Raw genomic sequence first — 11,139 nt, 5'->3', positions numbered from 1 at the left:
CCGGCGGGCGCACGCAGGACCGCCGGCCGACGAACCGCTCGCACCCGAGACTGGGCCCGCAGCCGCGGAGGGACACGTGGAGGGCGCCCCGCCCCGTGCCGAGCGGCGACGGCGCGGACTGCGCCCCAGGACCGTCCGAGCGAAGATCGTCTCGCTGCTCATGGTGCCCGTCGTGTCGCTGCTCGCCCTGTGGGGATTCGCCACCGTCACCACCGCGCAGGACATCTCGCGGCTGCGCCAACTCCAGCGCGTCGACGCCGAGATCCGCGAACCCGTCGCGCTCGCCGTCGCCTCCCTGCAGGCCGAGCGCCGCGCCGCCGTGCGCCAGGTCGCCTCGCCCGGCAGCGGCCGCGCCGCCGAGCTCAAGGAGCAGGCCCGCCGCACCGACGCCGCGATCGCCCGGCTCCGCCTCGGCGACGGCCACACCGTCGGCGAAACCGGCGACCTGCCCCGCGAGATCGGCGAACGGGTCGGCCGGTTCGTCGAGCGGGCCACGGCCCTCAGCACCTTGCGCACCCAGGCGGCGAACGGCCGCGCGGACGGGGACAAAGTCTACGCCGCGTACACCGACACCATCGCTGCCGCCTTCGAGGTGGGCGGCGCGCTCACCGGTCTGCAGGACGCCCGGCCGGGCTCGGACGCGCGCGTCCTCCTGGAGTTCGCCCGGGCGGGCGAGATGCTGTCCCGCGAGGACGCTCTGATCGGCTCCGCTCAGCTGACCGGGAACCTCAGCGCGGCACGGCTCCGCCTGTTCACCGGGGCCGTCGAGACCCGCCGTACCCTCACCGCGACGTCCACCGCCGACCTGCGCGGCACCGCCCGCGACGCCTGGCGCGACCTCTCCGTGCAGCACGGCTACCGGCAGTTGACCGCGGCCGAGGACCGGATCGTCGCCGCGGCCGCCGGACGGCGCGCCGCCCAGGCGGTCCCCGCGGCGACCTGGGACGCCGCCCACTCCTCCGTACGCGGCGGGCTCGACGCCATCGAGACCGACGCACGGCGGACCGCGGCCGACGCGGCCGACCCGTTCGCCGGCGGCATCGCCACCGCCGGCGGCGCGGCGGTCCTGCTCGGCCTGGCCGCCGTCGCCGCCTCCCTCGTCATCTCGGTACGGATCGGCCGCGGCCTTGTCGTCGAGCTGATCAGTCTGCGCAACACGGCCCTGGAGATCGCCCGGCGCAAACTCCCGCACGCCATGGCCCGGCTGCGGGCCGGCGAGGAGATCGACGTGCCGGCCGAAACCCCGCCGGGGACGGCCGCGCACGACGAGATCGGCCAGGTCGGCGAGGCGCTCGGGACCGTGCACCGGGCCGCGCTGAGCGCCGCCGTCGAGCGCGCGGAACTCGCCAGCGGCATCTCCGGCGTCTTCGTCAACCTCGCCCGGCGCAGCCAGGTACTCGTACACCGCCAGCTCAACCTGCTGGACAGCATGGAGCGCCGGGCCGACGACCCGAACGAGCTGAGTGACCTCTTCCGGCTCGACCACCTCACCACCCGCATGCGGCGACACGCCGAGAGCCTGATCATCCTGTCCGGCGCGGCGCCGGGCCGGGCGTGGCGGATGCCCGTGCAACTCACCAACGTCGTACGCGCCGCGGTCTCCGAGATCGAGGACTACGCCCGGGTCGAGGTCCGCCGGCTCCCCGAGACGGCCGTCACCGGCACCGCCGTGGCCGACCTCACCCACCTGCTGGCAGAACTCGTCGAGAACGCCGCGCAGTTCTCGCCGCCGCACACCAAGGTCCGGATCAGCGGCGAGCCGGTGGGCAACGGCTACGCGCTGGAGATCGAGGACCGGGGCCTGGGCATGGGCCCGGATACCCTCGCCGAGGCCAACAGCCGGATCCGGCAGTCCGAGGCGCTCGACCTCTTCGACAGCGACCGGCTGGGGCTCTTCGTGGTCAGCCGACTCTCCTCGCGGCACTCCATCAAGGTCCAGCTGCGGACCTCCCCGTACGGCGGCACGACGGCCGTGGTGCTCTTGCCCACGGCGCTGCTGCAGAGCGCGCTGCCGGCGGGGAGCGACGGGTCGGCGGGGCGCGACGGCTCGGCGGATTCGCTGGTTTCGGCCGTCGGTACGGAACGGGCCGATCGCTTGGAGCGGTTGGACGAGGCGAAGCGGGCGGAGGGGACGGGCGGGACGTCCGGGGCGGAGCGGCCGGAGCGGCCGGGAGTGCTCGCCCAGGGGGCGTCGTCCGTGCCCGGCCAGCCCTCACGCCGCGCCCTGCGGGGCGGCGGCCGCGCAGAAGCCGGAAAGGGCGCGGACGAGCAGCCTCCCGCCCCCGTCACCACCCTGCGGCTGCGCGGCCGTTCGGCCGCGCCGGAGCCGCGCGAGACACAGCCGCCGCAAGAAGTGGCCGGCACGGACGGCGCGGAGGACGGTCTGCCCCGTCGCGTACGGCAGGCCAGCCTCGTCCCGCAGCTGCGCGAGGCTCCCCCGGTCGAGCCGCCGCACGGCCGGGTCCCGGACGCCGAGGGGCGCGGAGAGCGCACCCCGGAGCAGGCCAGGGACCGCATGACCGCGTACCGCGACGGCTGGACCCGCGGCGGCGGCGCGGGGCCCGGAACCCGCATCCCCAGAGCCGGATTCGGCACCGACGGCAGTGAAGGAGACGACGCATGATCGACCACGAGAGGGTTGCCCCGCACCGCTCAGGTGAACTCGACTGGCTCCTCGACGACCTCGTCATGCGGGTCCGGGAGGTCCGGCACACCGTGGTGCTGTCGAACGACGGGCTCGCCGTCGGCGCGTCCAGCGGACTGAGCCGCGAGGACGCCGAGCATCTGGCGGCCATCGCGTCCGGCTTCCACAGCCTCGCCAAGGGCGCGGGACGCCAGTTCCGCACCGGTGGAGTGCGCCAGACGATGGTCGAGATGGACGACGGCTTCCTGTTCGTCGCGGCGGCCGGCGACGGGTCCTGCCTCGCCGTGCTCAGCTCCGCCTCCGCCGACATCGGCCTCATCGCGTACGAGATGGCCCGCCTGGTGAAGCGCGTCGGCGAGCACCTGTACACGCCGCCGCGCATGGCGGCAACCCCGCCGGCCGCCGGCTGACCCGGAACCGCCGGCCCCGGACATCCCGGTCCCGGACGACCCCGGCCCCGGACACCCCCGGACCTCCCCGGAGACACCCATGAACGACGACAGCCGTACCAGCGACAGAAGTACCGGCGGCAGCAGTACCGGCGGCAGCGGCGGGCACGACGCGCCGCCGGGCAGCCAGTGGTACGACGCCGACGCGGGCCCGCTGGTCCGGCCGTACGCGATGACCGGCGGCCGGACCAAACCCGGGCCGAGCAACGTGCGGTTCGACCTCATCGCGCTCGTGGTCGTCGACGACGACCCGCCCGGCGCGGCCGAGGAGTCGCTCCTCGGCCCCGAGCACCGGGCGCTGCTCGCCCTGTGCCGGGCCGAGACGCAGTCCGTGGCCGAACTCGCCGCCGACGCCGACCTGCTGGTCGGCGTGGTCCGGGTGCTCCTCGGCGACCTGCTCGAATCCGGCTACGTGAAGGTCAGCCGGCCCGTACCGCCCGCACAGCTCCCCGATGAGCGGATCCTGAAAGAAGTGATCGATGGCCTCCGAGCGCTCTGACAGCATCGGTGGGGGCGAGGGGGCGGACACCACCGCCCTCGCCCTGAAGATCCTCGTCGCCGGCGGTTTCGGCGTCGGCAAGACCACCTTGGTGGGCGCGGTCAGCGAGATACGCCCGCTGCGCACCGAGGAACAGCTCAGCCAGGCGGGGCAGTCCGTCGACGATACGGGCGGCGTCGCCCAGAAGACCACCACGACGGTGGCAATGGACTTCGGGCGCATCACCATCCGCTCGGGACTGTCGCTGTACCTGTTCGGCACGCCCGGGCAGGACCGGTTCTGGTTCCTGTGGGACGAGCTGTCCCAGGGCGCGCTGGGCGCGGTCGTACTCGCCGACACACGGCGGCTGGAGGACTGCTTCCCCGCAGTGGACTACTTCGAGCACCGCCGCATCCCCTTCGTGGTGGCCGTCAACTGCTTCGCCGGCGCGCGGAACTACGGGGCGCACGAGGTGTCCCGGGCGCTCGACCTGGACCGGGGCACTCCGGTCGTGCTGTGCGACGCGCGGGACCGCGACTCGGGCAAGGAGGTCCTGATCCGGCTGGTCGAGTACGCGGGCCGGGTGCACACCGCGCGACTCCTGGACTCGGTGGGATAGCGGGAACTTCCCGTGTGCTTGCCCTGTTCACGACAGTGCGTAAGGCTTACGCGGGACACGCGGAGCCCGTGACACAGGGCCCGCACCAACGGGGAGGATCGACATGGCGCTGGACAAAGGACTGGACTGGCTCCTGGACGACCTGACGCGGCGGGTGGAGTACATCCGGCACGCGCTGGTGCTGTCGAACGACGGACTGGTCACGGGGGCGAGCGCGGGACTCGAGCGGGAGGACGCCGAGCATCTCGCGGCCGTGTCGTCCGGGCTGCACAGTCTCGCGCGCGGCTCCGGCCGGCACTTCCGGGCGGGCAGGGCGCGCCAGACGATGGTGGAATTCGACGACGCGATGCTGTTCGTGACCGCGGCCGGCGAGGGCAGCTGTCTGTGCGTCCTGAGCGCGGCGGAGGCCGATGTCGGCCAGGTCGCGTACGAGATGACGCTGCTGGTCAACCGGGTCGGCGAGCACCTCGGGGTGGCAGCGCGGCAGCCCGGCGTCGCGGGGGCCGTCGAGCGCTGATCCGGGTCCGGGCCATCGGGTTGTCCACAGGCGCGGCGGAGTGTCGTCACTCTGCGCTACGGTCGTCACCGAGAGTAATCGTCACTCGCGGGGGAGGACCGTCATGACGACGACCGAAGGCATGGGTCTCGAAGCGCAGGGCCCGGGATCGGCTGCTCGCCAACTCGATCTGAAGTGGGACGAGTTCGAGCTCGCCGTGCAGATGGGGCTGGTGCGCACGGTACCGGGGACCGGGCCCCGCGTCCGCGTGGAGCAGGACGAGATCGAGCGGCTTCGAGCGGCGCCGGACTTCCCCGGCGGGCTGCGCGAGCGGGTACGCGCTGTGGGCACGGCGGACGCCGCCCGGCTGCTCTCCGTGTCGTCCGACCGCTTCACCTGGCTGGCGAGGACGGGGCACATCAGCCCCGTGCGGTTCTACCTGAACCGGTACAACACGGTGGTGTGGCTCTATCTCGCAGGAGAACTACGGGAGTTCGCCGAGGATCACGCCGAGTTGCTGACCGTCAGGATGGGACGCGAGGCCCGCGACCGGCGGGTCGCGGGCGAGGACCGGCGGCCGCGGAACTGGCGGGCCCGCCGCCTGGGACTGCTGCTCCGTGCCACGGACGATCCATGGGAACGAGCGGCGGCGATCGCCTCCCTGCTCGATCCCGTGCAACTCGCGGAGGTCGTGGGCGATCCCTACGAGCGGTCGTTCCTGATGCGGCTTCGCCCGTCGCTGCCTCCAGGGCTGCCCGAGGGGCCGTCGGCCCGGGAGATCGCCGACCGGCTGATGGTGGCCGACGACCCGGACGAGATCCTCTGGCATCGGATGAGCCTCGCCATCGCCCTTGACGAGGCCCGCGAGCTCCAGAACGCCCCGCGCCCGGCGGCCCGGACGAGCCGACCGCCCGCGCCGCCGCCGATGCCCACGTCGCCGCCGCGGCTGGGGCCGGGGATCGGCGGCTGGGCCAGGGAGTCGGTGCGCCCGCCGACGAGTCGGCGGAGCCTGCTGACCCGGCTGAGGATGCGACGCAGGACGCGGACGGGCGCACCCGCCCCGGAGGCCGGCCGAGCCGCGGAGTCCAGGGGAGCGGGGTGGAGGGGGTGAGCCCGGGGGCGCGGCCGACGGAGACAGCGCCGACGGAGACAGCGCGGAGGGAGACAGCGCAGACGGATACGGGCCGATGACGTGCAGCGCGTGCGCGGGCGGGCGGTCGCGGGGACCATGGGCGCATGTTGCTGGTGCGTCTCGCGAACGTCTCCCACCAGGTTGCCGCCACCTCCGCGCGGTCGGAGAAGATCGCGGCGCTGGCCGGTCTCTTCGCCGAGGCGGAGCCGGAGGAGAGCCCGCTGGTCATCGCCTATCTCGCCGGGAGCCTTCCGCAGGGGCGGATCGGGGTGGGGTGGAGCGTCCTCAAGCAGGTGGTCCCGCCCGAGGTCGCCCCCGTCGAGCGGCCCGCGCTGACGCTGGCCGACACGGACGCCGCCATGACGGAGCTGGCCGCCGTCGCGGGGGCCGGGGCGCAGGCCGAGCGGGTGCGGCGGGTTCGGGAGCTCATGGCGGCGGCGACCCTTCGTGAGCAGGAGTTCTTGCTGCGGCTGCTCGGCGGGGAGGTGAGGCAGGGTGCGCTCGACGCGATCGCCCTGGAGGGCGTCGCCCGCGCCGCGGGAGTGCCGTCGGACGCGCTGCGCCGGGCGGTGATGCTGGAGGGATCGCTGCCCCGGGTGGCCCGGGCGGTGCTCGCCGAAGGACCCGCGGCCCTGGAGGCGTTCTCGCTCCGGGTCGGCAGCCCCGTGCAGCCGATGCTGGCCCACACGGCCGGATCGGTCGGCGAGGCGATCGACGCGCTCGGACGCTGCGCCGTGGAGGAGAAGCTCGACGGCATCCGCATCCAGGTGCACCGGCTCGGGGACGACATCCGGGTGCACACCCGCTCGCTGGACGACATCACCGACCGGCTTCCCGAAGTGGTCGCGGTGGCCCGGGGTATCGCCGCGGACTCGTTCGTCCTCGACGGGGAGGTGATCGCCCTCGACGAGGCGGGCCGGCCGCTGGCCTTCCAGGACATCGCGTCCAGGGTCGGCTCTCACGTGGACGTCGACACGGCCTGGGCCGCCCGGCCGCTGTCACCGGTCTTCTTCGACGTCCTCGCCGTCGGAGGGGAGACGCTCATCGACGAGACGGGCGAGCGCAGAAGCGCCGCGCTCGCCCGGTTCCTGCCCGAGCACCTGCGGGTGCGCCGCACCGTCGTCGACGATCCCACGTCCACCGCACAGAAGGAGGCCGCCGAGGAGTTCTTCGCCGAGACCCTGCGCCGGGGGCACGAAGGCGTCCTGGTGAAGGCGCTGGACGCGCCGTACGTCGCGGGCCGTCGCGGCCGTACCTGGCTCAAGGTCAAACCCGTCCACACGCTCGACCTCGTCGTCCTCGCCGTCGAGTGGGGGCACGGCCGCCGCACCGGCCTGCTCTCCAACCTGCACCTCGGCGCACGGAGCGCCGGCGGCGGATTCGTGATGCTGGGCAAGACCTTCAAGGGGCTCACCGACGAGACGCTGCGCTGGCAGACCGAGCGGCTGCGGGAACTGGCCGTCGAGGACGACGGGTTCACCGTCCGGGTGCGACCCGAGCTCGTGGTGGAGATCGCGTACGACGGCGTCCAGCGGTCCTCCCGCTACCCGGCGGGGGTCACGCTGCGGTTCGCCCGGGTCGTCCGGTACCGGCCGGACAAGCGGGCGGACGAGGCCGACACGGTCGATCGGCTCACGGCCGAAGGCTGAGCCCGGCTCAGTCGCCGCTGGTGTACCGGTGTCGGGCCCAGAAGGGAAGCACGTACCAGCAGAGGAGGTACCAGAGGACCAGACCCGCCACCAGCCACGGCACGTACGCGGCGTCGGTGGCGAAGCGGAGCACCAGCAGCAGCGCGGAGGCGAGCGTGGCGACCATCAGTACGAGGCCGATGGTGATGAGCCGGCTGGCCCAGCGCACCGCCTGCGGCTTGAGGCGTCGGCCGGCCACGATCCGGTGGAAGGACACCGGGCCGATGAGCGCACCGGTGGCGGCAGAGCCCAGGGCGACGGTGACGATGTAGAGGGTGAGCTCGTTCGACGACAGCTCGGCGAAGCGGGGTGCGAAGACGACCGTGAGCAGGAAGCCGAGCAGGATCTGCATGCCCGTCTGGGCCACCCGGATCTCCTGCACCAGCTCGCTCCACCGGCGGTCCGCCCGCTCCTCGGGCGTCTCGTGCCGGCCGAGGAGCAGGCCGTCCCGGTCGGCGGACGACTCGCCCGCGCCACCGCCGCCGGCCCGGCGTCGTTCCTGCTCGGACATGCGCCCTCCTGGGTCTCGGCCCCCACCGGTCGGTCCCACCGGACGAGTACCCGCAGCGGCGGCCTCCACCCGCCGCCGCTGGGCCGCCCGGGTGAGAGCTCGCGCGCTGGGCGGGGTCGGGGCGATGCTTGAGGGTGATGCGGGAGGGGTGACAGGGAGGAGATGAGCGACGTGGACGACCGACACATCGACACCGATGTCACGGTGCAGCTGAGCAACTGCTCCGGCGAGGACGCGCGGGCGGTCTTCGACGCCCTCGACCGGGTGTACGCGGTCGAGGACGTACCGGCGACCGGACCGGCGCAGGTGCCCGCGCCCACCGTCTGGATGGCCACCTTCGACACGGCGGCCGGGCGCGGCGCGACGGCCCGGCCCGCCCACCTGACCGGGCAGGTTCCCGTCCTGCTGACCGGCGGGTACCACGCGGTCGACGAGATCGAGAAGGTGCTGGCGCAGAGCTTCGACGTGCGGTCGCTGGAGTCGGTCTCCGGGGACCAGGAGACCGAGGCGCGCCTCATGATCGCCTCCCGCTGACGACCGCCTCCTGAGGGCCCCGGGAGGTTGAGGACCGGGCCGGGGCGGCGCGCACGCCCCGCGCCCCCCGGACCGCTGCTGCCGCGCGCGACTGTCCCGGCCGCGGCCGCTCAGACCACCGCGCCCGTGCCCGTCCGGGCGGGGCGGCTGGCCGGGCGGACGGGGGCCGGACGGTGGGTCTCCAGGATCACCGCGAGCGGCATCGCGGTGAACACCGTCGACCCGATGCCGACGACCACGCCCGCGAGGAGCGCCACCGAGAAGTCGGTGAGCGAGTCGCCGCCGAGCGCCGCAAGGGCGACCAGTACGAAGATCGCGCCCATGCCGGTGTTCACCGTGCGCGGGATCGTCTGCAGCACCGCCCGGTCGGCCAGCTCCGGCCATGCCCCCTTGGGATGGGCGCGGCGCAGTTCCCGCAGTCGGTCGAGCACGACGACCGTGTCGTTGACCGAGTACCCCACCACGGTCAGCAGCGCCGCGAGGAAGACGCTGTCGACCGGCTTGCCCAGCCACGCGAAGAGGCCGACCACGAGCAGCACGTCCTGGACCATGGCGGCGACCGCCGCCGTCGCCATCGTCCACCGGAACCGCACGCTCAGGTAGACCAGTTGGGCCGCGACCGCCACGCCGAGCGCGATCAGCGCCTTGCCGCGCAACTCGTCGCCCAGGCTCGGTCCGACCAGCTCGTCCCGCTCGACCGTGACGGTGCCGCCGGAGGCCGTCAGCGCCGCGCGGATGCGCTCCTGCTCGGCGTTGTCGAGTTCCCCTGTCCGTACGGTGATCCCGTCACCGTCCGAGGACTGGACCACGGCCTGCGGGAAGCCCGCGTCGGCCACCGCCGCCCGCGCCGTGTCCGCGTCGACCGGCCGGCTCGTCGCGTACTCGACCAGCCGTCCGCCGGTGAACTCCACCCCGACATCGAGGCCGCGCAGCCCGATCCCGCCGGCCGCGAGCAGCAGCAGCCCCGCGCACGCGCCCAGCCACAGCCGTCGGCGGTGCATCAGCCGGGGCCGGCGCCGGGCCAGCCAGTCCCGGACGCGTCCGGTCGAGGCGATGCCGGTGATGCCCGGCCGGCGGCGTACGAACCGCGTCCGCACCGCCCAGTCGGCCAGCACCCGCGTGATGACCAGCGCCGAGACCATGGAGGCCAGGACGCCGACGGCCAGCGTCACGCCGAAGCCCTTCACCGGCCCCGTCGCGAAGACGAACAGGAGTCCGGCGGCCAGCAGGGTGGTGACGTTCGAGTCCACGGCGGCGTTCCACGCCCGGGCGAACCCGGTGCGCAGTGCCCGGTCGGCGTCCGGTAGGCGGTGCAGCGCGTACTCCTCCCGGGCCCGCTCGAAGACCAGCACATTGGCGTCCACCGCGATGCCGATCGCGAGGACGAAGCCCGCGAGACCGGGCAGTGTCAGGGTGGCGCCGAGGGCGACGACGGCCGCGTACGAGATCAGCCCGTAGAGCGCGAGCGCGCAGGTCGCCAGCGCGCCGAGCAGCCGGTACACCAGGACGACGAACACGCCCGTGCACAGCAGGCCGATGACCGCGGCCTGGGCGCTGGCGAGCACGGCCTCGCCGCCGAGCGTCGGGCCGACGGTGCTCTGCTCGACCGCGGTCACGGGCACCGGCAGCGCCCCGCCCTCGATCAGGGCGGCGAGCTCACGGGCCTCGGCGGCGTCGAAGCCGCCGGTGATCGTCGCGGACCCGCCCGGGATGCCCGCCCCGCAGGCCACCGACTGCTGCATGCCGGGCGCCGACACGATCCGCCCGTCCAGGACGACCGCGACCCGCCGCGCCGGGTCGCCGGGCGCGGCGCACGCGGCCGCGCCGGTCAGTCGCGCCCACTCCTTCCCGGCGTCGCCGTGGAAGGCCAGGTCGACGCTCCACCGTCCGCCGCTCTGCGGGTCCACGACCGCCTTGGCGCTCTTGACCCCCTCGCCGGTCAGGGCCGCGGGGCCCAGCCGGAGGAACCGGCCCGGCGCGTCGGGGTCGGCGAGGGCCGTCCCGGATGCGGCGGCGGCCTCGCCGGTCACCGGGTGGAAGGCGAGCTGGGCGGTTCGGCCGATGGCCGCGGCGGCCTCGCGCGGGTCGCGGACGCCGGGCAGCTCGATGACGATGCGCCGGTCCCCGGACCGCGAGAGCGACGGCTCGGCGACGCCGAGCGCGTCCACCCGCTGCCGCAGCACTTCGAGGGTCCGCTGGGTGGCGGCCGCGTCGGCGACGACGGTGGGCGAGTTCCGGGTCTCCAGGACGATCCGGGTCCCGCCCCGAAGATCGAGGCCGAGCCGGGCGGGAGTGGTCAGGGCGAAGAAGAGGGACAGGGCGACGACGGCGAGCGCGACCAGCGCACGCCAATGACGTGAGGACATGGATGCTCCACGGAAGAGTCTGGGCGGAGCGGGCTACGGGCATGCCGCAGCGCCGCGGGACCTCAACTGCTCCGCGGAGAAGGCGGACCACGGCTGAGCCGCGGTCGGTAGGGATCGGCGGGCGGCGCCCGCTCGCGCCGGGCGTCGGCGAGCGGCGCGGGCCGTACGGGCACCCGGTACGCCGGCGGTACGGCCCCGGACACGGGCGGCGGCGGCAGCGGC

General features: G+C 74.4%; 10 protein-coding genes. 8 read left to right on the top strand and 2 right to left on the bottom strand.

Annotated features, from left to right (window positions below):
• The 7 genes from VIU94_RS32330 to VIU94_RS32300 form a co-directional block, all read left to right on the top strand.
• Positions 1–2,623 (top strand): sensor histidine kinase (locus tag VIU94_RS32330; RefSeq protein WP_331916919.1); only part of this gene is annotated, 2,623 nt, incomplete at its 5' end.
• Positions 2,620–3,054, top strand: a complete 435-nt coding sequence (locus VIU94_RS32325) for a roadblock/LC7 domain-containing protein (protein WP_331916917.1) — start codon at positions 2,620–2,622, stop codon at positions 3,052–3,054. The genes VIU94_RS32330 and VIU94_RS32325, both read left to right, overlap by 4 nt.
• A 79-nt stretch (positions 3,055–3,133) precedes the next feature.
• Complete coding sequence (locus VIU94_RS32320) at positions 3,134–3,592, top strand: DUF742 domain-containing protein (protein WP_331916915.1); 459 nt, start codon at positions 3,134–3,136, stop codon at positions 3,590–3,592.
• Positions 3,573–4,190, top strand: a complete 618-nt coding sequence (locus VIU94_RS32315) for a GTP-binding protein (protein WP_331916913.1) — start codon at positions 3,573–3,575, stop codon at positions 4,188–4,190. The genes VIU94_RS32320 and VIU94_RS32315 overlap by 20 nt, the downstream gene beginning before the upstream one ends.
• Positions 4,191–4,293: 103 nt before the next feature.
• Positions 4,294–4,707, top strand: coding sequence for a roadblock/LC7 domain-containing protein (locus VIU94_RS32310; protein WP_331916911.1), 414 nt, complete (start codon positions 4,294–4,296; stop codon positions 4,705–4,707).
• Positions 4,708–4,810: 103 nt separating this feature from the next.
• Positions 4,811–5,797 (top strand): DUF6397 family protein, encoded by a 987-nt coding sequence (locus tag VIU94_RS32305; protein ID WP_331916909.1) that lies wholly within the window; start codon positions 4,811–4,813, stop codon positions 5,795–5,797.
• Between the two features lie 125 nt (positions 5,798–5,922).
• The gene (locus tag VIU94_RS32300) at positions 5,923–7,467 is read left to right on the top strand and encodes an ATP-dependent DNA ligase (RefSeq protein WP_331916907.1); all 1,545 of its coding nucleotides are present in this window, start codon (positions 5,923–5,925) and stop codon (positions 7,465–7,467) included.
• 7 nt (positions 7,468–7,474) lie between these two features.
• Here VIU94_RS32300 and VIU94_RS32295 read toward each other — a convergent pair whose 3' ends face one another.
• Entirely contained in the window at positions 7,475–8,017 is a 543-nt protein-coding gene (locus tag VIU94_RS32295; protein WP_331916905.1) for a DUF6328 family protein, read from the bottom strand.
• A 162-nt stretch (positions 8,018–8,179) separates the two neighbouring features.
• Here VIU94_RS32295 and VIU94_RS32290 point away from each other — a divergent pair, with 162 nt between their 5' ends.
• On the top strand, positions 8,180–8,551 hold the full coding sequence (locus VIU94_RS32290) for a hypothetical protein (RefSeq protein WP_331916903.1): 372 nt from the start codon (positions 8,180–8,182) through the stop codon (positions 8,549–8,551).
• Positions 8,552–8,661: 110 nt separating this feature from the next.
• Here the strand turns inward: VIU94_RS32290 and secD are convergent, their stop codons facing one another.
• Positions 8,662–10,917: a protein translocase subunit SecD gene (secD, locus tag VIU94_RS32285; protein WP_331916901.1), complete on the bottom strand. Its 2,256-nt coding sequence runs from the start codon at positions 10,915–10,917 to the stop codon at positions 8,662–8,664.
• Positions 10,918–11,139: the final 222 nt, after the last annotated feature.

Origin of the sequence: Streptomyces sp. (assembly GCF_036566765.1) — a bacterium.
Taxonomy (GTDB): Bacteria; Actinomycetota; Actinomycetes; order Streptomycetales; family Streptomycetaceae; genus Streptomyces.
The sequence above is the reverse complement of the archived record's forward strand: the minus strand, read 5'-3'. Positions and strand labels throughout refer to the sequence as shown.

What these genes read in the sequence shown, in the direction of transcription:
- VIU94_RS32325 (WP_331916917.1), top strand. Translation starts at nt 2,620, where the DNA reads ATGATCGACCACGAGAGGGTTGCCCCGCACCGCTCAGGTGAACTCGAC.
- VIU94_RS32320 (WP_331916915.1), top strand. Translation starts at nt 3,134, where the DNA reads ATGAACGACGACAGCCGTACCAGCGACAGAAGTACCGGCGGCAGCAGT.
- VIU94_RS32315 (WP_331916913.1), top strand. Translation starts at nt 3,573, where the DNA reads ATGGCCTCCGAGCGCTCTGACAGCATCGGTGGGGGCGAGGGGGCGGAC.
- VIU94_RS32310 (WP_331916911.1), top strand. Translation starts at nt 4,294, where the DNA reads ATGGCGCTGGACAAAGGACTGGACTGGCTCCTGGACGACCTGACGCGG.
- VIU94_RS32305 (WP_331916909.1), top strand. Translation starts at nt 4,811, where the DNA reads ATGACGACGACCGAAGGCATGGGTCTCGAAGCGCAGGGCCCGGGATCG.
- VIU94_RS32300 (WP_331916907.1), top strand. Translation starts at nt 5,923, where the DNA reads ATGTTGCTGGTGCGTCTCGCGAACGTCTCCCACCAGGTTGCCGCCACC.
- VIU94_RS32295 (WP_331916905.1), bottom strand. Translation starts at nt 8,017, where the DNA reads ATGTCCGAGCAGGAACGACGCCGGGCCGGCGGCGGTGGCGCGGGCGAG.
- VIU94_RS32290 (WP_331916903.1), top strand. Translation starts at nt 8,180, where the DNA reads ATGAGCGACGTGGACGACCGACACATCGACACCGATGTCACGGTGCAG.
- secD (WP_331916901.1), bottom strand. Translation starts at nt 10,917, where the DNA reads ATGTCCTCACGTCATTGGCGTGCGCTGGTCGCGCTCGCCGTCGTCGCC.